This window comes from Ferrovibrio sp. GW821-FHT12F09 (genome assembly GCF_058806775.1).
Map to the genome: position 1 here is coordinate 1,003,699 of NZ_JBXAPZ010000001.1, position 22,894 is coordinate 1,026,592.

A 22,894-nucleotide genomic window follows, 5' to 3' on the forward strand; every position below is an offset into this window, starting at 1 on the left:
CAAGAAGGGGACACCACATGCAGATCGATCGCCGTACCATGCTTGGCATACTCGCCGGCAGTGCCATGGCCGGGGCATTTCCCGCCATGGCGCAGTCGAAAGAGGTCTTCATCGCCACTTACCCGGGCAGTGTCGACGAGGGCTTCAAGGCCGTTGTCGGGCCGCAGATCCGGCAGAAGTTCGGCGCCACCTCGGCCTTCTCGCCGATGCTGAATACCGACCTGATCGGTCGCATCCAGGCCTCGCGCAGCAACCCGCCCTTCGACGTCGCGATCTGGGACAACGGACCGATCATCACGGCCAAGCAGGACGGACTGCTCGAGAAATTCCTCGAGAAGGACAGTCCCAACTATGCCGACATGCCGGCCAATCTTCGCGACCCGGACGGCTTCGGCCCGGCGATGGCGCTGACCTCCATCGGCATTGCCTATAACCCGAAGAAGATCAAAACCCCGCCGACCTCGTGGAACGACCTGTGGAACCCCGAATACAAAGGCCGCGTCGGCATCGTCGGTCCGGCCTCCACGCTGGGCACCACCTTCCTGATCGAGGTGGCCAAGCTGCGCGGCGGCTCGGAGACCAATGTCGAGCCGGGTTTCGCCGCGCTGAAGGAACTGGTGGCCAATGTCGGCGCCATTCCGCCCAACCCGGGCGCCCTCACCACGGCGCTCAGCCAGGGTCAGGTCGATATCGCGCCGAACTTCTTCAACAATGTCGCCGCCCTGAAGGCGCGTGGTGCCGATATCGCCTTTGCCGTGCCGTCCAGCGGCCTGCCGCTGCAGACGGTGACGGCTTCGGTGATCAAGAATTCCCGCAACCCCGAGCTGGCGCAGAAGGTGATCGACCTGCTGATCGATCCCGTCGTGCAGGCCCAGCTGGAAGCGGCGCCCTGGATCATGATGCCGGCCAACCCGAAAGTTGCGCTCACCGGCTTCAACCGCGATGTCGGTGCCACCGTCGGTGATGTGCTGAAGCGCGGCATCTTCCTCGACTGGACCAAGTTCATCGCCAGCCGCCCGGCCTGGGTCGAACGGTTCAACCAGGAAATCCGGGTCTGATCATGCGCGCGAGCGGCACGGCATCGGGATATCTCTCGGCTGCGCCGCTCGCGCTGCTTTTCACTGTCGCCTATCTGGTACCGGTGGGTATCCTGGTCATCATCAGCCTGTCGGCATCGACCAGAGGTTTCGATTTCACCCTGGCGCATTACGTTGCGGCGCTGACCAATGGCTTCAATCTGGGGATCCTGTCCGACACTCTGGTGCTGGGCCTGCAGGTGTCCTTTGCCACCATGCTGGCGGCCTATCCGATCGGCCTGCTGTTCATGCGCTGTGGTCCGCGCGGCCGGGCCATCATCGTGTTCCTGATCCTGCTGCCGATGCTGACCAACACGGTGGTGCGCACCTTTGCCTGGATGATCATCCTGGGCCGCGAAGGCGTCATCAACATTTCGCTGATGAGCATTGGCTGGATCGAGGAGCCGCTGCGCATGCTCTACACCCGCACCGGCCTGATCGTGGCGCTGGTGCAGATTTTCCTGCCGCTGATGGCGCTGCCGATCAACGCCTCTCTGGCGCGCATCAACGACAACCTGGTGAAGGCGGCCGAAGGGCTGGGTGCCAGCCGGTTCTACATTTTCCGCACCGTGATCCTGCCGCTGTCGCTGCCCGGCGCCATCGCCGGCTTTCTGCTCACCTTTGCCGGATCGTCCACCGCCTTTGTCAGCCAGACCCTGGTCGGCGGCGGCCGCCAGATCTTCATGCCGCTGCTGATCTACCAGCAGGCGATCGGCGTGCAGAAATGGAATGCCGCGGCGGCGCTCTCCATCGTCTTTGCTATCGCCATCCTGGCCATCGTATTCGCGATGAACCGATACTCGCGCAAATACCTGCGGGGCATGGATGCTTAAACTGCGGAACCTGAGCTATGAAACCGTGGTCGGCCTTTTGGCCGCGGCGTCGGTGATCCTGCTGGTCGCGCCTACGCTGGTGATTCTGGTCATGTCGTTTACGGGCGATTTCCTGTTGCGGTTCCCGCCGCGCTCCTGGTCGGTGCGCTGGTATATCGAGCTGTTCGAGAATTCACCGCAGATCGCCACTTCGGCCTGGATCAGCCTGCAGGTGGCGCTGATCTCCACGCTGGCCTCCACCACGCTCGGCACCCTGGCCGCGCTTGCCATCGCGGGGCGCAAATCGGCCTGGGCGGTGGCGCTCGATTCGCTGTTCATGTCGCCAATGGTCTTCCCGGCCATGTCGCTCGGCCTGGCGCTGCTGCTGCTGCTCTCACTGCTGGGCCTGCGGCCCGCGTTGTGGAGTCTGGCTATCGGCCATACGGTGATCGTTACACCCTTTGTCATCCGCATGGTCTCGGCCGCGGTGCAGCAGCTGAATCCGGTCCTGCTCGACTGTTCGGCCAGCCTGGGAGCGAGCCGGATATTCACCTTCTTCAATGTCACGCTGCCGCTGATCCGGCCTGGTCTGCTGGGTGGCGCGGTGATCGCCTTCCTGAGTTCCATCGACCATGTGCCGGTTTCGCTGATGCTGTCGGATCCGCGGGTCGAGACCCTGCCGGTTAACCTGTGGATTCTGCTCGACTCCAACCTGGATGTGCGCGTGGCCTCGGTCTCGGGCATTATCGTCGCCATCACCCTGGTGGTCATCCTGGTGCTGGACCGCCGCATGCTGGGTCATGTCCCGCGCTAAGCGTCTTCTGATCGTCAATCCGAACAGCTCTGCCGCAGTCAGCCAGCGGCTGCGCGAGGTCGCCGATGCGATCCTTGCCGGTCGAGCGACCGTTCATGTCGAGACTGCCATTGGCGGACCGGCATATCTGGGTGACCCGCAGATCATGCGGGCCGGGGAGGCAGCCGCAATCGCGATGGTGCGTAACCTGTGCATCGACCAAGGTAAAACGTTTGATGCCATCGTCATGGGCTGTTTTGCCGAGCTTGGGGTCGCGGCGGTACGGCAGATGATGGATGTTCCGGTCTGCAGCCTGCTCGGAGCCTCGTTGCTGGCGGCAGGCCGCCACGGTCGGCGGCTGGGGATCGTGACCGCCGGTGCGCAATGGCGTGATCTGCTGCCGCCGATGGTGGCGCCGCTCTTGCGGCAGGGTGACATGGTCCTGGCCGGCATTCGCACCATCGATACCACTGGCACTATCATCGCCGAGCAGCCGAATCTTGCCATCGGGGCGCTGAATCAGGCTGTTGCGGATTGCCGGCACCATGATGATGCCGACGTTATCGTCATTGGTGGGGCAGGGCTTGGCGGCCTGACGGCCAGCTTGGATGTGGCAGCCGGCGTCTCTGTCATAGGCAGTGTTGAAGCCGCCCTCATACAGGCCTTGGGTGAGTGACCACAGGCATGGCCACCAGGCGGGCTGGGTGCCGTCTCACAGTTCAGACCGTAATCCCAGAGGGCGGCGGGAATCCTCAATATCTCTAGTTATTTAGCGATATCTACTCAGACAATAGAGGTATGCCTTATCAATATTCCCGGTGTGGCTCGTGGGAATCAGCCGCTTTGTTCTCAATTAACCTGAGATCTGACACCGGGAACGAACAGACTGGCTGCTGCAGGCGCGTCCGTGTGCGTGCGCGAACAATACGCACCGGGATGATACGCGCAATTGCAATGCAGCATGCCGCGCAAGCAGTTTACTAAACCTCCAGACGCGCTGACCCGTTTTACTAAACGGAGCGCCGCACGGCGCCGTTCGCGCCTGCGGCAGGTTTGGTCCACCATCGCGGTGCAGCGACGCGGACAAAAAGCCTGATCGCGCTGCAATTTTCACGCTGCAGGTAAACCTGGCCGGCATGCGGCGAAGGTCTGGTGTGCCGCTTCCTCGCTTGCTGGTGGTGCGGCGCCGGCTATAGGATGCCTCCTAACAAATATATCAGATATAGGGAGGAGAGCCATAATGGCCGGTGTATTCTGCCGCGACGTCCGGAAGGCGTTCGGCGCGACGCATGTGTTGCACGGCATCTCGGTCGATATCCCCGATGGCGAATTCGTCGTGCTCGTCGGGCCTTCAGGCTGCGGCAAATCCACGCTGCTGAGAATGATCGCCGGGCTCGAAAACATTACGGGTGGTGAGATTTCAATTGGCGACCATGTGGTCAACAACGTTCCGCCGAAAGAGCGCGACGTCGCCATGGTGTTCCAGAACTACGCGCTCTATCCCCACATGACCGTGGAAGCCAACATGGCCTTTTCCATGATGCTGCGTGGCGCCGAAAAAAGCGAAATCGACCAGCGCGTCCATCAGGCAGCCGCCATCCTCGGCCTGACGCCGCTGCTCGCCCGCTATCCGCGCCAGCTTTCCGGTGGCCAGAGGCAGCGCGTGGCCATGGGCCGCGCCATTGTGCGCGATCCGCAGGTCTTTCTGTTCGACGAGCCGCTGTCAAATCTTGATGCCAAGCTGCGTGTGGCCATGCGCACCGAGATCAAGGAGCTGCACCAGCGGCTCAAGACCACCACCGTCTATGTGACGCATGACCAGGTCGAGGCCATGACCATGGCCGACAAGATCGTGGTCATGCATGACGGCCGCGTCGAACAGATCGGCGCGCCGCTCGATCTTTACGACAGGCCGGACAACCAGTTCGTCGCCGGCTTCATCGGCTCTCCGGCGATGAATTTCGTGCGCGGCAAGATCAATGGCGGCAGTTTCGAGAGCGATGGCGGTCTGCATCTGCCGCTGTCGAACGCACCTGCGGGGTCTGCCGGGCGTCCGGCGGTTTATGGCATCCGCCCCGAGCATTTCGCCCTCGCCGATGATGGCGCGGAAGCCGAAGTGCGGGTCGTCGAGCCGACCGGATCCGAAATCATGGTTGCTGCCCGGCTTGGTGGCGACGATGTCATCGCCGTATTTCACGAACGCCACAAATTCAGACCGGGCGACAAGATCCGGCTCAAACCCAACCCAGGGCTTGCCCACCTGTTTGACGCGTCGACTGGAAAAAGGCTGAACGCCTGATAATCAACGGAGGAAGCGACTGATGAAAGACATTACTCGTCGTACATTCGTTCAAGGATCCGCGGCTGCGGCCATGCTCAGCAGCAGCGCGTTCATGGATTGGGCCAAAGCCTGGGCGCAGACCGCGCCCTGGAAACCCGAAGCCGGCGCCAAGCTCAACCTGATGCGCTGGCGCCGTTTCGTTGAAGCCGAAGATGCCGCCTTCATGAAGATGGTGAGCGCCTTCAAGGCCGCGACAGGGGTCGAGGTGAATGTCGTGAACGAGTCGTTCGACGACATCCAGCCGAAAGCCTCGGTGGTGGCGAATACCGGCCAGGGCCTCGACATGGTCTGGGGTCTGTATTCGCTGCCGCATCTTTTCCCGCAGAAATGCCTAGACCAGACCGACGTTGCCGACTATCTCGGCAAGAAATACGGCGGCTGGACGCCAGCGGCGGAAATGTATGGCAAGTCCGGCGGCAAGTGGATCGGCATTCCGGTGGCAACCACGGGCGGCCTGATGAACTACCGCATCTCCTCGATGGAGAAGGCAGGTTTCAAGGAATTCCCGAAAGACACCGCCAGCTTCCTTGAGCTGGTTAAGGCGCTCAAGAAGAACAACACGCCGGCCGGTTTCGCGCTTGGTCATGCCTCGGGCGATGCCAACACCTGGCTGCACTGGGCGCTGTGGTCGCATGGCGGCAATATGGTCGACAAGGATGACAAGGTTATCATCAATTCGCCCGAGACCGCGAAGGCGCTGGAGTTTGTGAAGGCGCTGTATGAGAACTTCATTCCCGGCACCGCGTCGTGGAATGACTCGTCGAACAACAAGATCTTCGTGTCCGGCGATCTGCATCTCACCTCGAACGGCATTTCGGTCTATGTGGCGGCCCAGAAGGAAAACAAGGCCGTCGCCGATGACATGAATCATGCCTATATGCCGGTCGGCCCGGTCGGCAAGCCGACTGAACTGCATCTGGCCTTCCCGATCCTGACCTTCAACTTCACCAAGGCGCCGCAGGCCTGTAAGGCCTTTACGGCGTTCATGCTGGAGGCGGAGAACTTCAATCCGTGGGTCGAGGCGGCGCAGGGGTATCTGTCGCACTTCCTCAACGCCTATGACAGCAACCCGGTCTGGACGTCGGATCCCAAGCGCACGCCGTATCGCGACGTGTCGAAGCGGACGCTGACGCCCGGTGGGCTTGGCTCTCTTGGCGAGAAAGCGGCGGCTGTGGTTGCCGATTTCATCGTCGTCGACATGTTTGCGAATTACGCAACCGGTCGCGAGGATATCAAGGGCGCCATTGCCGTCGCCGAACGGCAGGCCAAGCGAATCTATCGTTGAGGAGCATGAACCACGGGCAGCACCCTGCCCGTGGTTCTCTCTTTTCCAGCACGGCACTTGATCGGGAAACGCATGGTTGATGTGATCAATAAACCGATGGTCCGGCGCCCGCCACAGAAGATGGAGGTCAGCGCCTGGAGCCAGCTCAAGTCGAACCGGACCTGGCTCGGCTACTGGTTCATGCTGCCGGCACTGGGGATTCTGGTGCTGTTCCTCGCTTACCCGCTGGGCCTCGGCGTGTGGCTGTCGTTTACCGACACCAAGATCGGCCGGGGCGGTGTGTTCATCGGTCTTGAGAACTACGAGTGGCTGCAGGGCGATTCGACCTTCTGGCTCTCCGTCTTCAACACGCTGCTCTATACCATCGTTGCCAGTGCGGTGAAATTCGTCGCCGGCCTCTACCTGGCGCTGCTGCTGAACAAGCATATCCCCTTCAAGGCTCTGATCCGCGCCGCCGTGCTGATCCCATTCATCGTGCCCACGGTGCTGTCGGCCATCGCCTTCTGGTGGATCTACGATTCGCAGTTCTCCATCCTCTCCTGGTCGCTGAAGAAGCTGGGCCTGATTACGACCAATATCGATTTCCTCGGCGATCCCTGGAATGCGCGCTGGTCCACCATCTTCGCCAATATCTGGCGCGGCGTGCCTTTTGTCGCCATCACCCTGCTTGCCGGCCTGCAGACGGTTTCGCCGTCGCTCTATGAAGCTGCGACGCTGGATGGCGCCACGCCCTGGCAGCGCTTCCGCCACATCACCTATCCGCTGCTGACGCCGATCATCGCTGTCGTGATGACATTCTCGGTGCTCTTCACCTTCACCGACTTCCAGCTGATCTGGGCCATGACCCGCGGCGGTCCGGTGAACGCGACCCATCTGATGGCCACCCTGTCCTATCAGCGTGGCATCATAGCGGGGCAGCTTGGCGAAGGCGCGGCCATTGCCACGGCGATGATTCCGTTCCTGCTCGGCGCGATCATGATTTCGTGGTTCGGCCTCCAAAGGCGGAAATGGCAGCAGGGGTCCGACAATGACTGACATCAGGGCAACGGGTGCAGCCAGCGTGGCGGCGAACGACCACTCCGAGGGCATGAGCTATCTGGAATCCATACCGCGGCGGCTGGTGACGCTATACCTGCCGCTGGGTCTGTTCCTGGTGATTCTCCTGTTTCCGTTCTATTGGATGGCGCTCACCTCCATCAAGCCGAACGAACAGCTGCTGGACATGGAGCGGGTCAGCCCGTTCTGGACCTGGGAGCCGACATTCCAGCACATCAAGAAACTTCTGTTCGAGTCCAATTATCCGCGATGGCTATGGAACACGATGTATGTCGCCGCCGGCGCGACCGCATTATCGCTGATCGCCAGTGTCCTGGCCGCCTATGCCATCGTGCGCCTGCGTTTCCGGGGCGCGCAGACCGTCGGCGGGCTGATCTTCCTCGCTTATCTGGTGCCGCCCTCGATCCTGTTCATTCCGCTGGCCACGGTGGTGTTCCAGTATGGTCTGTTCGACAGCCCGCTGGCGCTGATCCTCGTCTACCCGACGATCCTGATCCCGTTTTCCACCTGGCTGCTGATGGGCTATTTCAAAACCATCCCGTTTGAGCTGGAGGAATGCGCGCTGATCGACGGCGCGTCGCGCTGGCAGATTCTGACCAAGATCGTCCTGCCGCTTTCGATACCCGGCCTGATCTCGGCCTTCATCTTCTGCTTCACGCTATGCTGGAACGAGTTCATCTATGCGCTCACCTTCCTGCAGTCGGTGACCAACAAGACGGTACCGGTGGCCATCGTCAACGAATTCGTCGATGGCGATATCTATCGCTGGGGCTCGCTGATGGCTGGCGCCCTGGTCGGGTCGCTGCCATTGGTTATTCTCTATGCCTTCTTCGTCGAGCATTACGTCTCGGCGATGACCGGCGCCGTGAAGGAATAGGGCGCGGCCGCAGGGTCAGCGCGACCAGCGTGCGATAACGGTTGCCGTCACGCGGACGGCGCGCTGGAAATCGGCGACATCGACCCATTCGTCCTGGGCACCGGCCATGGTCAGGCTGCCGCAGAGCGGCCCCAGGCCGACCGTGGGCATGCCCTTCTGGATGATGGGATTGCGGATGTCGCTGGCGGTGTGCAGCGGATTGACCCGCGGCACCAGTCCCGTGGTTGCCGTTACTGCGTCGGCAACAAGCGCATAGAGCGGATCGTCGGGCGCGGTCTCCGCCGCGCCGACGCCGGCGATCCATTCGATCTGCGGCGGATGGGCGCTGAGCCAGGTATCGGCGGCGGCCGCCCGGTGGATGGCGGCCTCGACCTCCCCCTTCACGGCATCGAGGCGTTCGGGCGGCGGGAAGGACAGGGCGCAGCCGATCGTGCAGAAGCTGTCGAGGCGGCTGAGGCGCGACGGGTCGCCGCACTGGATATTGGAGATCTGCAGGTTGGTGGACCGGCCGATGGCAGCCTGCAGCGCCGGGTGCCGCACCCGCTCGCCGCGCGTCCGGTCAAGGTCGCGCAGGGCTTCGCAAACCAGCCAGGCCTTGTCGAGCGGGTTGATGGCCAGATGAGCGAAGGCGGTATGCGCCGGCTCCTGCGTCTCCGGCAGGCGCCCGGCAATGGTGATGCGGAATTCCAGCTGGCCGGGCGCAAAGGCCTTGATCTCCTGCATGCCCACGCCGGATTCGGCCGGGTGCAGATACAGGGCGGCATCGGCGCTGTAACCGCCATGCAGCACCGCGGCCACACCACGGGCATGCTGCTTGCTCGGCGTGCTGGCCAGCGTGAGGGTACCGTCCGGCCGGATGCCGGCCGCAAGCGCAATGCGCAGACCCTGCACCATCATGGCGATGCCGGCCAGGTCATCGGCGGCGCCCCAGCCGTAAAGCCGCCCGGCTTCCACCGTGGCGGCAAAGGCATCGCGTTGCCAGCGATCCAGACCGGTCAGCGGCTCGGGGTCGGGATGCGCAAACAGCATCAGGCTGCGGCCCGTGCCGGTGCCGGGCAGGATGCCGATCACACTGCGGCGTTCGCGCGGCGGAATCGCGTGGCCGACGGCGAATTCCTCGATCAGGGGCACCTCGGCGGGGCGGTAGCGCAACTCCTCGATCCGGCAGCCCAGGTCGCGCAAAGCAGCGGCGATATGGTCCTGGATGGCATCCTCGCCCTGGCGCGCGAGGCGGATGAGGTCCTGCAGGAATGCCAGGGTCGTTGCAGATTCGCGGTCGGCCGTGGCGGCAATCGCTTCGGTCAGGCTTCCGGCGGTGGTCGATTCCAAGACGAACCTGGCCTTTCATGCAGCGGGCTGGCTAGCCCTTGGCGATCTCGTTCAGAACATCGGTGGCGAGGCTGCGGATATGCTGTTCCATGGCTGCGCGGGCGGCGGTCGCCTCGCGGCTTTCCAGCGCCGCGATAATGGTCAGATGCTCATCGGAATCCGGGCGAATCCGCGATGGCAGGCCCGACAGTTCGAACATGCGGGTGGTCACGCGCAGATCGCGGATGATCTGCGCCATCACCGCATTGCCCGAACCATCGGCGATCATGGTGTGCAGCTCTTCGTCTGCCGCCCAGTGGTCCTCGACGCGGATTTTCGGCTCGTCGCGGAGCCGCAGCATCTCGTCCTTGATCTTCTGCAGGCGGGCCGGGTCGATCTTTTCGACGGCGCTGGCAATCGCCTCGCCTTCCAGAATCTCGCGCAGGCGCATGCTCTGGAAGTATTCGCGGTTGGTGACCTGGCGGACGCGATAGGGACGGTTGGCTTCCTTGCGGACCAGCCCCTCGCTTTCCAGCCGCACCAGCGCTTCGCGGATCGGCGTGCGGGAAATGCTCAGCGCGCTGGCCAGGCGATCCTCGATGATCACTTCGCCGCTGGTGATGCGGCGGTCGAGGATCATGTCCATGATGGCCCGGTAGGCCATGTTGGACAGGTTCATGCCGCCGGTCGCGGCAGCCTGCAGGGGAATTGGGTCTTTGCTCATGCGTCGGGTCCAGATCGGTAGCCGAGCAGACGGGCGGGGGTGTGGGACAGAATCTGCTCGATCTCCGGCTCAGTGTAGCCGCGTCGGGCCATCATCGGAACCACGTGTCGCAGGATATGACCGTAACCATGGCCGCCATAGCGGGTGAGGCGGGTGCGGATGCAGATATCCTGCGATATGGCGATTCGCTGCAGATGGCCCTGGCCGATCAGGCGGCGAATCAAGTCGAGCCGCATATAGTCGGTCGGCAGGTCGTACTCGCCCATCCAGTATTGCGAGGTCTCGATGCCGAAAAAGTCCCATTCCAGCACAAAGCCTCGGTTGAGCAGTGCCAGCATGCGATCTGGGTCAGATAGTGTGCGGTCCATATGACACAGCACGGTGCGTGCCGGATCGGCGCCCTGGGCCAGCATGATATCGGCGATCTGTTCTGGCGCGTCGGTGTGGCGGCCGGGATGGATGCTGATGGCAATCCCGGTGCGGCGCTGTACCCGGGCCGCAGCTGCCAGCACGCGCATCTCGCTGTCCTGCAGCGGCCAGGAACAGCCCAGTTCGCCGATGATGCCGGCGCGTACCCCCGGCCCGTCGATCTGGGCCGCGATCTGCTGCTCCAGGTCCTCGACCGGCGCCTGCGCGGTGGCCGGATCGAGGTAGGGCTGGGTATAGAAGCCAGCGCCCATGACGATATGCACGCCGCTGGCCTGTGACAGCGCGGCCAGCCGGTCGGGCTGCGGCGACAATCCGCCGGTGCTCAGTTCGACAATGCAGCGGCCGCCATCGGTGTGGAACCGCTGCAGTTCCGCCAGCGCCACATCGTCCTCGTCCAGCAGCATGTTGTCCTGATGCCGGTTCTGGAAATAGTCGATCTCGAAGCGGTTCTCCATGGTGATCGGCGGCCAGGCTGCCGGCTTGCGTCGCCGCAGCGGATCGCGCAGATCGCACAGGATATGTTCATGCATCAGCGTCCGGCCAAGCGCCGCGGCCGGGATCGGCCCGGTCACAGTCTGTGCATAGCCGCTGCTGCCGGTCATGGTCAGTGATGCAGGATCTTGGCGAGGAACTGCTGGGCGCGCTCGGAGCGCTGGGTGTCGAAGAACTCCTGCTTCGAGCAATCTTCGATGATATGGCCATGATCCATGAAGATCACCTTATGCGCCACCTTCTTGGCGAAGCCCATCTCATGGGTGACACAGAGCATAGTCATGCCGTCCTGCGCCAGCTCCACCATCACGTCCAGAACCTCGTTGATCATCTCCGGATCCAGCGCCGAGGTCGGCTCGTCGAACAGCATGGCGATCGGATCCATGGCGAGGGCGCGGGCAATGGCGACGCGCTGCTGCTGGCCACCGGACAGCTGGCCGGGGAATTTCTGTGCCTGGTTCTTCAGGCCGACGCGTTCGAGCAGCGCAATCGCCTTGTCTTCCGCTTCCGAGCCCGAGCGCTTCAGCACCTTGCGTTGCGACAGCGTCAGGTTTTGCAGGATGGTGAGATGGGGGAACAGTTCGAAATTCTGGAACACCATGCCGATCTTGGCGCGCAGGGCCGGCATGTTCGTAGCCGTCGCGCCGACATCGATGCCATCCACCGATATCTTGCCCTGCTCGAAAGGTTCCAGGCCGTTGACGCATTTGATCAGGGTGGATTTGCCTGAGCCGGAGGGACCGCAGATCACCACCACTTCGCCCTTGCGCACCGAGGCCGTGCAGTCTTTCAGGACCTGAAAGGTGCCATAGGTCTTGCTGACATTCTGGATCTCGATCATGGGGTACCTCTATGCAAAACGGTCAATCAGGAAGGGCGTGACATCGATCTCGGTGCGGCCGTGCAGCAGCATGTCGGCGGTCAGGCGCGCAACCACGGGCGCCAGCGTGTAGCCGTTCGAGGTCACGGTGTTGAAAAAGCCGGGCAGACCGGGCACGGGGCCGATGATCGGCGCGCCGTCGATATTGATGTTCATGCCGGCCCAGGCGCGCACCACATGCAGGCCGCTCATCTGCGGCAGCACATGGTTGGCCACCCAGAGATTGCCTTCGATGCTGGCGCGGTTGACGGTATTGAAGCGTCGCGTCTCGTCGAAGCTGGCGGTCCAGGCGCCGCCGATCACCAGGCCGCCGGTCGATACCTGCTTCAGGCTGAGATGGCGGTCGGCATGGGCGACCAGATGGCCGACCAGCGGCGGTGCCGGTTCGGTGACGATCATCTGCAAGGGCGCGCTGTGCACCGGCACGTCGATACCGACCAGCCGGCCGGTCTCGCGCGACCATGGGCCGCTGGCATTGATGATGCGGCCGGCACGGATGCGGCCGCGTGTGGTCTGGACCAGCCAGCCGGCACCATCGCGACCGATGGCGGTAACATTGGTGCCGCGCTGGAATCGCGCGCCCTGCTGTCTGGCCTTTTCCAGCACGGCATAGGTGGCGCGCAGCGGATTGATCTTGCCTTCCTGCGGGGCCAGTTCGGCGCCGATCAGCTTGTCCGACAGGGCGGGGGCCAGCCGGCGCAGTTCGTTGCCGCCGATGATCTCATTCTCGATGCCGTAGCGCTTTTCCAGTGCCGCCTTGGCCTTCAGGAAATCCATGCCGGCATCGCTGTCGGCCACCATCAGGCCGCCGGTGATACGAACCTCGAAATCCTCGCCGCAGTCGCGCTGCAGGTCCTGCCACAAAGCCACCGACAGCGGGCCCAGCGGCAGGGTGGCGGCCGCAGGTCCACCGCCGGCCTCGGCCTTGGCGCCGAAATCGAAGGATAGCAGCTGCACATGTAGGCTGCCGGCATTGGCGCCCGAAGCCTGCATGTTGGCATCGTCGCGCTCGACCACCAGCACATCCTGCCCGGCCTGCGACAGATAATAGGCCAGGCAGGCGCCGACCACGCCGCCACCGATCACCAGGATATCCGCCTGCTGCTCGGGCAGCATGGTCGTCTCGGTGGCGCGCGCCAGATTGGGCGTGATCGCACGCTGGTGGCCACCCCATTCGGGCTTCTCGAAGGCGAAGGCACCGGCGGGCGCCGGCTTGGCCGGCAGGCGTGGGGCCAGATACTGCTCGACCGCGCGTGGGCGGCCGGTCTTCTGTTCCAACAACAGGGTGGCGGTGGCCGAACAGTAGCGGCCCTGGCAGCGGCCCATGCCGAGGCGGGTGTTACGTTTCAGCGCGCCCAGCGTGTCATGGCCGGCGGCGATCACGGCGCGCACCTGGCCGAAGCTGACCTCTTCGCAGCGGCAGAGCAAAGCCGTGTCAGCCACCTGATCCAGATGCACCGGCGGCGCCTGGTAGATCGACCAGAGTGCAGCCTGGAAATCCTGCGCGCGCAGAAAGTCCTCCTGGGCCTGGATGGTTTGTTGCGGATCGGTATCGGGCAGCCCCAGTGCCGTGGCGGCGGCGACGCCGGCCAGCGTGCCGCGCGCCAGGGCCACGCGGCTGCCGCCGAGATCAGCGCCGTCACCAACCACGAAGACACCGGGCAGGCTGGTGGCACCATCCGTTGCGGTCTCGGTGGCGAGGTAGCCGAGATGGCGGTCGACCAGAGTATGCGTGCAGCCAAGTGCGCGGGCGATCTCGGTGGAGGGTATGAAGCCATAGCCGAGGCAAAGCGTATCGGCGGGAATCTCGATCGCCTGTTCGCTGCGCAGACGGCCGTCGGCATCCAGCGGCGCATGGCGCAGGCTTTGCAGCCGCCTATCGCCATGAGCCGAGAGTACGGCGCGCGACCACAGAACCGGCACGCCGGCGCGCTTCAGTTTCCACAGATAGCGCAGGCCGTCGCCGATCAGGTCGGGCGCGGTGCGCAGCGCGCTCAGCATGGCGCGCCACTGGCGCGGGGCAGGACGCGGCGCGCTTTCCAGGACGGCGACCACTTCGACGCCACCATCGATCAACTCGCAGGCGAGCTGCAGGTTCAGCGGCCCGTTGCCGGCGATGACGACACGCTGGCCCGGGGCCACGCGATAGGCGCGTGCCAGCGTCTGCGCCGCGCCGGTGGTCATCACGCCGGACAGCGTCCAACCCGCGAATGGGGCCGGCCGTTCATAGGCGCCGGGGGCGAGGATCAGCTGCTTCGGCCGGTAGACGATGGCGGCGCCATCCACGACGGCGGAGACCTCGCCGGCACTGTAGGCGCCCCAGACGCTGGCTTCCTGCACGATGGTGACGCCGGCGGCGCGCGTCGCGGCGGTGAGGGCAAGGCCGGCGCGGAACTGCCGGTCGGTCGGCGTCTCGGTGTGATGTGACGGCGCCAGCGGTTTGTAGAACTGGCCGCCGCTCTGCGGACGTTCGTCCAGCACGGTGACGCGCGCACCGCGTTCGGCCGCCGCCCTGGCGGCCGAGAGCCCGGCCGGTCCGGCGCCGATCACCAGCACATCGACGGTTTGCTCGGTCGGCGCAGTGGTTGTTGGCGCGGGCGTCAGAGGACTGAGCTGGTCGTCGGGGCGGCCCGAGGGCATGGCCGAGCGGATCACCTGGCCGGCCGCCACCTTGGTCAGGCAGGCGCGCTGGTTCGCCCGGCCATCCACGGTGACCAGGCAGTCGAAGCAGGCACCCATGCCGCAATAGAGGCCGCGCTGCCGGCCCGCCCGGTCATGGCGGAAGGCCGCCATCCCGCTGGCGGCCAGGGCGGCCGCAATGGTCTCCCCCGGCAGGGCTGTAACACTCTGATTGTCATAAACAATCTGAACAGCTTCGCCGCTGGGCCGGATGGCGGGATGTCGGAGGCGCATGGGCGAAACAGTATTATCGTCGGCGGGCATCAGGGGACATAAAATTGCACTGGACGCTTGTATACGCTTAGTATACAATCAGTATAAAGGCAAGGCTATTTTTTAGACAGTTCCCTGGTGACTCCGATGAAGCCGTTTCGTGGCACATACACCGTTATGATTACCCCCTTCACCGCCGATGGCAGCGCGGTGGATGTTCCCGCCCTCAAGCGGCTGGTGAACTGGCAGATCGAACAGGGCATCCACGGCCTGATTCCGCTTGGCAGCACTGGCGAGTTCCTTTCCATGACCCGCGATGAGCGCCAGCAGGTGATCGAGGTCTGCGTGAAGGAAGCCGCGGGCCGCGTGCCGGTGCTGATCGGCACCGGCGCCGAATGGACCCGCGACGGCGTCGAATATGCCAAGGAAGCCGAACGTCTCGGCGCCGACGGCATCATGGTGATCCCGCCCTATTACAGCAGCCCGACACCGGATGAGTTGTTCGAGCATTACCGCCGGATCGGCGAGGCGATCTCGCTGCCGGTGATGATCTACAACAATCCCGCCACCGCAAATGTCGACCTGACGCCGCCGATCGTGGCCCGGCTCAGCCAGATCGACAACGTGCTCTACATCAAGGAATCGACGCTCGAGGTGACGCGCGTGCGCGACATCATCGAACTCTGCGGCGACCGTATGACCGTCTTTGCCGGCATCCTGGGCTATGAGTCCTTCTGGCTCGGCGCACAGGGCTGGGTGGCGGTCTGCTCCAATCTGCTGCCGCACGATTCGGCAAAATTATTCGAGCTGGTTGCCGATCACAGCGACAAGGATGCGGCGCTGGCGCTCTACCGGAAGATCCTGCCGATCGTCCGCTGGGTTGGCGGGCATCGCTATGTCGCTGCCTCCAAGGCCGGTCTCGACATGATGGGATTGCCGGTAGGCCAGCCGCGCGCGCCGCGCCTGCCGCTGCCTGCAGCCGATATCGAAGCTTTGCGCGCCGATATGGCGGCGCTCGGGTTGCTCAATTCTCTGGACGCAAGGTCGAACGCCGCGGCCTAGCGCTGGGAAGGGTGGGAGTCAGGTTCATGCATATCGACACAGGAGAGCTATCATGACGTTTCCGAAGATCTTGCTTGCCGCCGGACTGGTGGCATTCGCGCTACCGGCCTATGCACAGTCGTGCAAACCCGCCGTGGCGGATTCCGAGCTGGTCAAGCCCGGCACGCTGGTGATGTCCACCAATCCGACCCTGCCGCCGATGCAGTTCGTCGATTCCACCGGTGCGCTGAAGGGCATGCGCGTGACGCTGGGCGAAGAGGTCGCCAAGCGGCTCTGCCTGAAGCCGGAATATATCCGCATCGAGTTCTCGGCGATGATCCCCGGCCTGCAGGCCGGCCGCTGGGATATCATCAACACCGGCATCTTCTGGACCGAAGAGCGCGCCAAGATGATGCAGATGATCAACTATGAATCGCAGGCGATCAGCATCTCGGTGGCCAAGGGCAACCCGCTCAAGATCGCCAAGCCGGAAGACCTGGCTGGCCGTGCGGTTGGCGTGGAGCTTGGCGGCTTCGAAGAGCGCAAGCTGAAGGAGCTCGACAAGTCGTTGACCGACAAGGGTCTGAAGCCGATCACCATCCGCACCTTCGACAACTTCGCCACGGCCTATCAGGCCCTGCGCGCCGGCCAGACCGAGGCGACCGTCTCGATCGACCCGACGGCGGCGGAATATGCCAAGCGCGGCGAGTTCGATCGTGCCCTGCACGGCATGTTCCCGACGCCGGTATCGCTGGCGATGAAGAGCACGGCGCTGAGCGCAGCCGTCGTGAAGGTGCTGAATGACATGATGAAGGACGGCTCCTATGCCAAGCTGATGGCCGAATATGGCCTGCTGGCCAATACCGAGCCCTTCGCCGTCAAAGGCCCCAGCATGTAAGATGACGACCGGCGGTGGCGCAGGAAGCTGCGCCACCGCCACTTTTATCGCGCGTAAACGGAAGGCATCGAGATGGGCAAGGGCTGGCACTGGGAAGGCTTTTACGAATACCTTTTCAACGGCTATCTGCTGAAGGGTGCAGTCACCACCCTGTGGCTGACGCTCGCGGCGATTGCCGGCGGGCTGGTGGTCGGATGCCTGCTGGCGCTGCTGCGTCTGTCGCCGTATCGCTGGATGTCGGTTCTGGCACAGGGCTATATCTGGATCTTTCGCGGCACGCCGCTGCTGGTGCAGTTGATCATCATCTATACCGGCCTGCCGCAGATCGGCATCAAGCTTTCGGTGATTGAATCGGCCCTGGTTGGCCTGATTCTCAACGAAGCCGCCTATCTGTCGGAAATCATTCGTGGCGGCATCCTTGGTGTTGCCGCCGGCCAGAGCAACGCCGGTCGTGCGCTTGGCCTCAATTCGGCGCAGGTGATGATCTATATCGTGCTGCCGCAGGCTCTGCGCATCGTCATCCCGGCCCTGGGCAACAGCGTCAATGGCCTGCTCAAGACTACCTCCGTCACCTCGGTGATCTCGATGGAAGAACTGCTGCGCAGCACGCAGATACTGATCCAGGAGAAATTCCTAGTGCTGGAGCTGTTCACGGTTGCGGCGCTCTACTACCTGCTCATGACATCGGTCTGGGATATCATCCAGCGCCGCATCGAAAACCGCTTCGGCCGCGCCTACAAGACGGTCAGTATCGCCGAAGCACATTGAGGCGGCCATGAGCGCCCTGGTCCGGTCTGCACCGACGATTGACCTGGCGAGCGGCAAGGCCGTCAATCTCGGAGACCAGACCTACGAACATCTGCGGGAGCTGATCCTCAGTCGCCAGATTCCGGGCGGCGCCGAACTGCCCGAGGGACGGCTGGCCGAACGGCTGCAGGTCTCGCGGACACCGATGCGCGAGGCTCTGGTGCGGCTGGTCGGCGAAGGTCTGCTGGAACGCGCCAGCGATCGCGCCTATCGCGTGCGTGCCGTCTCGATCCGTGAATTCTTCGAATGCATGCAGTTGCGCGAGGTGCTGGAATGCCTCGCCATCGAAAAAGCCATGCCGCTGATCAGCGATGCCGACCTGGTCGAGCTGCGTCGTGGGCTGTTTGCGATCACGCAGGCTGACGACGCCGACGACATGGCGCACTGGCAGAACGACAACCGGTTTCATTCCTTCTTCGCCCGGCTGGCCGGGCAGGCGACACTGGCCCGCATGATTACCGAAATGCGCGTGGTCGCCCGCCTGTTCCGCCTGTCCAGCGCCTTCCATCGCAAGACCGAAATCGACGAGGAGCATCTGGCCATTCTGGAGGCTGCCGAGCGCCGCGATGTGCAAGCGGCCAAAGCCGCCATGCTGGCTCATCTGCGCAATCTGCAGGACGAGGTCCGGCGTTCGATTGCCGCAGAGGCCAACCCTGACGGCTATTACAGGTAAAGCAGGAGATCGCAATGCAGCAGTTCGATACCGTTATCCGCAATGGCACCCTGGTCACGGCAACCGATGTCTTCAAGGCCGACCTCGGTATTGCAAACGGCAAGGTTGCTGCCATTGCCGCGACCCTGCCGCCGGGGAAGACCGATATCGATGCGACCGGCCGGCTGGTGCTGCCGGGTGGTGTCGATGGCCATTGCCATTTCGATCAGCCAACCAGCGACGGCTCGGTGCTGGCCGACGACTTCTATACTGGCACGCGTTCGGCGGCCTGCGGCGGCACCACCACGATCATTCCCTTCGCCATCCAGTTTAAGGGCCAGCCGCTGCGCGACGCCGTGGCCGACTACCATCGCCGCGCCACCGGCAAGGCCTTTATCGATTATGCCTTCCACCTGATCGTCAGCGATCCGACCGAGCAGCTGATCGGCCAGGATCTGCCGGCCCTGATTCGCGACGGCTATACGTCGTTCAAGATCTACATGACCTATGACGACATGAAGCTGAACGACCGCCAGGTGCTCGATCTGCTGACCGTGGCGCGGCGCGACGGCGCCATGGCAATGATTCATGCCGAGAATGCCGATTTCATCAGCTGGCTGACCGACAAGCTGCTGGCGGAGGGTCATACCGAACCGCGCTATCACGCCACCTCGCGGCCGATGGCCGTAGAGCGCGAGGCAACCCATCGCGCCATCACCATGGCTGAACTGGCCGATGTGCCGATCCTGATCGTGCATGTCTCGGGCCGCGAAGCGGTCGAGCAGATTCACTGGGCCCAGGGCCGCGGCATGAAGATTTATGCCGAGACCTGCCCGCAGTACTTGGTGCTGACCGAGCATGACCTGCACGGCCATGGCTTCGAGGGCGCGAAATGCATCTGCAGCCCGCCGCCGCGCGACAAGGCCAACCAGGCGGCAATCTGGGACGGTCTGGCCAGCGGCGTATTCCAGATCCTGTCGTCGGACCACGCGCCGTTTCGCTACAACGACCCGAAAGGCAAGATGATCCGCGGCGACAAGACGCCGTTCAACTGGGTGCCGAACGGCATTCCCGGCGTCGAGACCCGACTGCCCATCCTGTTCTCCGAAGGCGTGAAGAAGGGCCGCATCAGCCTGCAGCGCTTTGTCGAGCTGACCGCCACCAATCCGGCCAAAATGTATGGCCTCTATCCGCGCAAGGGGACGCTGGCCATCGGGGCTGACGCCGATATCGTGATCTACGATCCCGAACGCCAGGTGACCATCACCAACAGCATGCTGCATCATAATGTCGACTACACGCCCTATGAGGGGCTGGAGGTCACGGGTTGGCCGGAGACCGTGCTGTCGCGCGGCGACGTGGTGGTGGAGAAGGGCAAGTTCGTTGCCGCCGAGGGCCGCGGTGAATTCCTGCCCTGCGACCTGCCGGATATGGCCAAGCCGAAGGCGGCGGCCTGATCCGTCCGGAGGATTTTCGATCGCTTCAGTTGTGGCGGTTGTGCGGTGGCCCGGTTCCTGATGTATTTTCCTGACTGCCTAAGTCATCAGTCTCACGGAATATCATCATGATCGCCAGCGCACCGGCCCTGCCGCCGGAAATCACCGATGCCTCGGCCTGGTACGGGCCCGCCATGCTGCGCGATGGCTCCTGGCTCGGGCATTTCACGCCGGCCGAAATTGCCGAAGTCGAGGCCGCGCTCAAGCCGCTGGCCGCCGATCCGCACTGCAACGCCGCCGCGCTCGCGCCGGCGCGCTTTCCGTTGCCGACGCTCGGACCGCGTCTGGCCAACCTGCGGCATGAGGTCATGGACGGCCGCGGCTTCGCACTGCTGCGCGGCCTGCCGGTGCAGCGCTGGAGCCTGCGCGAGGCGGCGATTGCCTTTCTTGGCATCGGCTGTCATCTGGGCAGCGCGCGCTCTCAGAATGCCCGCGGCCATGTGCTTGGCCATGTGAAGGATATGGGCCTGAGCAGCAACGATCCGAATGTGCGGATCTACCAGACCCACGAGCGCCAGACCTTCCATACCGACTCCTGCGACATTGTCGGTCTGCTCTGTTTGCAGGTGGCGAAATCCGGCGGCCATTCGGCGCTGGTCAGCTCGGTCACCATCTTCAACGAGATGCGTCGGCGCCGGCCTGATCTGGCCGCTTTGCTGTTCGATCCGATCGAGACCGATCGTCGTGGCGAGGTGCCGGTGGGCGAGAAGCCGTATTTTACCATTCCGACCTACAACTGGCATGAAGGCTATCTCTCGGCGATCTACCAGCGCCAGTATATCGAATCGGCCCGCCGCTTCGCCGAGGTGCCGCCGCTGACGCCGGCCCAGGTCGAGGCCTATGATCTGTTCGATGCGCTGGCCAACGATCCGGCGCTGAACTTCCATATGGAACTGCAGCCCGGCGATGTGCAGTTGGTGAACAACCATGCCCTGCTGCATGACCGCACGGCCTTCGACGACTGGGCCGAGCCGGCCCGGCGTCGCCACTTGCTGCGCCTCTGGCTGGCCCCGAAAGAGGCGCGGCCATTGCCGCCCGCTTATGCCCAGCGTTTCGGCAGCGTCACGCCGGGCGACCGGGGCGGCATCATTGTGCCGGGTACGCAGCTGACGGTACCCTACGAAGCGATCTGACCCAGATAAAGGGCCGTCACCTCAGGGAGGATTCCATGCCTGTCAGTGCCGCCGAAAAATGCGCCACCTTCCGCCGTCTGCACGAGTCCGGCTGTTTCGTCATTCCCAACCCCTTCGACGCCGGCAGCGCGGTGATGCTGCAGAGCCTGGGATTCAAGGCGCTGGCATCAAGCAGCGCCGGCATGGCCTGGTCGATGGCGCGGTCAGATAATAAGGTCGAGCGTGCCGATGTGCTGGCACATCTGAAGCTGCTGACGGCAGCCACCGATATCCCGGTCAATGCCGATTTCGAGAACGGGTTCGCCGATGACCCCGATGGCGTGGCGGCCAGTGTGACCCTGGCCATAGAGACCGGTATTGCCGGGCTTTCGATTGAAGATTCGACCGGCAACAAGGCGCAGCCGCTCTATGACTTCGATCTCGCCGTGAAGCGCATCGCTGCGGCCCGGGCCGCCATCGACAGAAGTGGCAGCGGGATACTTCTCACCGCGCGCAGCGAAGGCTTTTTCGTCGGCCGTCCCGATCTGGACGAGACAGTAAAGCGCCTCAAGGCCTTTGCGGTGGCCGGGGCCGATTGTCTTTACGCGCCGGGCGTCAAGGACGAGGCACAGATTGCGGCCGTGGTGCAGGCCGCCGGCGGCAAGCCGGTGAACCTGCTGACCATGGGCCATACAGTGGAGCAGGCGGCGAAACTCGGCGTGCGCCGCATCAGCGTCGGCGGTTCGCTGGCGCGCGCGGCCTATGGCGAGGTGATGCGGGTGGCGAAGGAGATTGCCGAGGCTGGCAGTTTCGCCGGCTTCGGCCGTGCCATGCCGGGCATCGAACTCAATTCGCTCTTCAAGGGGAAACAGTAATGACCTGGCCTACCCAGTCCGGCCGCTTCGATCTCGGCGATCTGAAGGTCCAGTCCGGTGAAACCATCAAGAGCGCCTTCATCAGCTGGAAAACCCATGGTGTGCTCTCGCCGGCCCGTGACAATGTGGTGCTCTATCCGACCAGCTATTCGGCGCGGCATCCCGATCTGGAATGGCTGATCGGTCCGGACGGTATCCTCGATCCGACGCGCTGGTTCATTGTCATCCCTGACATGTTCGGCAACGGGCTGTCCTCCAGCCCGTCCAACACACCGGACTATCCGCATCTGGTCACCGCCTGGGACAATGTGCAGGCCCAGCGCCGCTTCCTGCAGCAGCAGTTCGGCATCGAAACGCTACATGCCGTTTACGGCTGGTCGATGGGGGCGCAGCAGGCCTATCACTGGGCCGCCAACTTCCCCGATGCGATGCAGGCGATCATCGTCAATTGCGGCAGTGCCCGCACGGCGGTGCATAACCAGATTTTCCTCACCAGCCTGATGGCCACGCTGGAGGCGGCGCCCGAGCATATCGGTCATGGCCGCTTTTCGGCCGAACCGAAAGCCGCCATTCGCGCCTTTGGCCGCATCTATGCCGGCTGGGCGCTGAGCCAGGATTTCTATCGCGCCAACCTGCATCTCACTGCCCTGGGCGCACCCGATCTGGAAACCTATCTGCGCACCGGCTGGGAAGAGCGTTATGGCCTGCGCCCGGCCGCCGATCTCTATGCCCAACTCCGCACCTGGTTCGCCGGCGATATCAGCGACAATCCGCTTTACAACCGCGACCTGCACAAGGCGCTGGGCGCCATCCGTGCCAGAGTGCTGCTGATGCCGGGCGAGACCGATCTGTATTTCCGTGTCGCCGATAACGCCGCTGAACTGCCATATCTGGCGCAGGCGGAATTGAGTCCCATTCCCAGCATCTGGGGCCATCGTGCCGGCAATCCGGTGCAGAACCCCGAGGATATCGCCTATCTGAAGGCGCAGGTTCGCCGCTGGCTGGGCTGACTGCTACTCAGCGCTTTGCTATCCAGCCGGCGCTTTGC

At 63.6% G+C, this 22,894-nt stretch carries 21 protein-coding genes; 16 read left to right on the forward strand and 5 right to left on the reverse strand.

Annotated features, from left to right (window positions below):
* The first annotated feature begins 17 nt into the window (after positions 1-17).
* From AC1ROB_RS05220 to AC1ROB_RS05255, 8 genes are all read left to right on the forward strand, one after another.
* Positions 18-1,058: an extracellular solute-binding protein gene (locus tag AC1ROB_RS05220; protein ID WP_492973369.1), complete on the forward strand. Its 1,041-nt coding sequence runs from the start codon at positions 18-20 to the stop codon at positions 1,056-1,058.
* A 2-nt stretch (positions 1,059-1,060) separates the two neighbouring features.
* Positions 1,061-1,909: an ABC transporter permease gene (locus tag AC1ROB_RS05225; RefSeq protein ID WP_492973368.1), complete on the forward strand. Its 849-nt coding sequence runs from the start codon at positions 1,061-1,063 to the stop codon at positions 1,907-1,909.
* Positions 1,902-2,702 (forward strand): ABC transporter permease, encoded by an 801-nt coding sequence (locus tag AC1ROB_RS05230; protein ID WP_492973367.1) that lies wholly within the window; start codon positions 1,902-1,904, stop codon positions 2,700-2,702. The genes AC1ROB_RS05225 and AC1ROB_RS05230 overlap by 8 nt, the downstream gene beginning before the upstream one ends.
* Positions 2,689-3,357: an aspartate/glutamate racemase family protein gene (locus tag AC1ROB_RS05235; RefSeq protein ID WP_492973366.1), complete on the forward strand. Its 669-nt coding sequence runs from the start codon at positions 2,689-2,691 to the stop codon at positions 3,355-3,357. The genes AC1ROB_RS05230 and AC1ROB_RS05235 overlap by 14 nt, the downstream gene beginning before the upstream one ends.
* Positions 3,358-3,921: 564 nt before the next feature.
* The gene (locus tag AC1ROB_RS05240) at positions 3,922-4,980 is read left to right on the forward strand and encodes an ABC transporter ATP-binding protein (protein ID WP_492973365.1); all 1,059 of its coding nucleotides are present in this window, start codon (positions 3,922-3,924) and stop codon (positions 4,978-4,980) included.
* A gap of 94 nt (positions 4,981-5,074) precedes the next feature.
* Entirely contained in the window at positions 5,075-6,307 is a 1,233-nt protein-coding gene (locus tag AC1ROB_RS05245; RefSeq protein ID WP_492973364.1) for an ABC transporter substrate-binding protein, read from the forward strand.
* Between the two features lie 72 nt (positions 6,308-6,379).
* Positions 6,380-7,342 (forward strand): carbohydrate ABC transporter permease, encoded by a 963-nt coding sequence (locus tag AC1ROB_RS05250; RefSeq protein ID WP_492973363.1) that lies wholly within the window; start codon positions 6,380-6,382, stop codon positions 7,340-7,342.
* The gene (locus AC1ROB_RS05255) at positions 7,335-8,240 is read left to right on the forward strand and encodes a carbohydrate ABC transporter permease (protein ID WP_492973362.1); all 906 of its coding nucleotides are present in this window, start codon (positions 7,335-7,337) and stop codon (positions 8,238-8,240) included. Before AC1ROB_RS05250 ends, AC1ROB_RS05255 begins: the two co-directional genes overlap by 8 nt.
* A gap of 15 nt (positions 8,241-8,255) precedes the next feature.
* Here AC1ROB_RS05255 and AC1ROB_RS05260 read toward each other — a convergent pair whose 3' ends face one another.
* The 5 genes from AC1ROB_RS05260 to AC1ROB_RS05280 are packed head-to-tail and all read right to left on the reverse strand — an operon-like array spanning position 8,256 to position 14,986.
* Positions 8,256-9,569, reverse strand: a complete 1,314-nt coding sequence (locus AC1ROB_RS05260) for a M20 family metallopeptidase (protein ID WP_492973361.1) — start codon at positions 9,567-9,569, stop codon at positions 8,256-8,258.
* 31 nt (positions 9,570-9,600) lie between these two features.
* Positions 9,601-10,272 (reverse strand): GntR family transcriptional regulator, encoded by a 672-nt coding sequence (locus AC1ROB_RS05265; protein WP_492973360.1) that lies wholly within the window; start codon positions 10,270-10,272, stop codon positions 9,601-9,603.
* Complete coding sequence (locus AC1ROB_RS05270) at positions 10,269-11,303, reverse strand: phosphotriesterase family protein (RefSeq protein WP_492973359.1); 1,035 nt, start codon at positions 11,301-11,303, stop codon at positions 10,269-10,271. Before AC1ROB_RS05270 ends, AC1ROB_RS05265 begins: the two co-directional genes overlap by 4 nt.
* Positions 11,304-11,305: 2 nt before the next feature.
* Positions 11,306-12,034: an amino acid ABC transporter ATP-binding protein gene (locus AC1ROB_RS05275; RefSeq protein ID WP_492973358.1), complete on the reverse strand. Its 729-nt coding sequence runs from the start codon at positions 12,032-12,034 to the stop codon at positions 11,306-11,308.
* A gap of 9 nt (positions 12,035-12,043) precedes the next feature.
* Positions 12,044-14,986 carry an FAD-dependent oxidoreductase gene (locus AC1ROB_RS05280; RefSeq protein ID WP_492973357.1) on the reverse strand — a complete coding sequence of 981 codons (2,943 nt, stop codon included), beginning with the start codon at positions 14,984-14,986 and terminating at the stop codon, positions 12,044-12,046.
* A 126-nt stretch (positions 14,987-15,112) separates the two neighbouring features.
* Between AC1ROB_RS05280 and AC1ROB_RS05285 the strand changes: the two genes are divergently transcribed.
* The 8 genes from AC1ROB_RS05285 to AC1ROB_RS05320 all read left to right on the forward strand — a co-directional run bounded on the left by AC1ROB_RS05285 (position 15,113) and on the right by AC1ROB_RS05320 (position 22,856).
* On the forward strand, positions 15,113-16,027 hold the full coding sequence (locus AC1ROB_RS05285) for a dihydrodipicolinate synthase family protein (protein WP_492973356.1): 915 nt from the start codon (positions 15,113-15,115) through the stop codon (positions 16,025-16,027).
* A 52-nt stretch (positions 16,028-16,079) separates the two neighbouring features.
* Positions 16,080-16,904, forward strand: a complete 825-nt coding sequence (locus AC1ROB_RS05290; RefSeq protein ID WP_492973355.1) for an ABC transporter substrate-binding protein — start codon at positions 16,080-16,082, stop codon at positions 16,902-16,904.
* Positions 16,905-16,976: 72 nt separating this feature from the next.
* Positions 16,977-17,672 carry an amino acid ABC transporter permease gene (locus AC1ROB_RS05295; protein WP_492973354.1) on the forward strand — a complete coding sequence of 232 codons (696 nt, stop codon included), beginning with the start codon at positions 16,977-16,979 and terminating at the stop codon, positions 17,670-17,672.
* A 7-nt stretch (positions 17,673-17,679) separates the two neighbouring features.
* Entirely contained in the window at positions 17,680-18,384 is a 705-nt protein-coding gene (locus AC1ROB_RS05300) for a GntR family transcriptional regulator (protein ID WP_492973353.1), read from the forward strand.
* Positions 18,385-18,398: 14 nt separating this feature from the next.
* Positions 18,399-19,820, forward strand: coding sequence for a dihydropyrimidinase (gene hydA / locus AC1ROB_RS05305; protein ID WP_492973352.1), 1,422 nt, complete (start codon positions 18,399-18,401; stop codon positions 19,818-19,820).
* A gap of 107 nt (positions 19,821-19,927) precedes the next feature.
* Positions 19,928-20,992 carry a TauD/TfdA family dioxygenase gene (locus AC1ROB_RS05310; protein ID WP_492973351.1) on the forward strand — a complete coding sequence of 355 codons (1,065 nt, stop codon included), beginning with the start codon at positions 19,928-19,930 and terminating at the stop codon, positions 20,990-20,992.
* Positions 20,993-21,027: 35 nt separating this feature from the next.
* Positions 21,028-21,846 carry an isocitrate lyase/PEP mutase family protein gene (locus AC1ROB_RS05315; RefSeq protein ID WP_492973350.1) on the forward strand — a complete coding sequence of 273 codons (819 nt, stop codon included), beginning with the start codon at positions 21,028-21,030 and terminating at the stop codon, positions 21,844-21,846.
* Entirely contained in the window at positions 21,846-22,856 is a 1,011-nt protein-coding gene (locus AC1ROB_RS05320) for an alpha/beta fold hydrolase (RefSeq protein ID WP_492973349.1), read from the forward strand. Before AC1ROB_RS05315 ends, AC1ROB_RS05320 begins: the two co-directional genes overlap by 1 nt.
* Positions 22,857-22,894 lie beyond the last annotated feature (38 nt).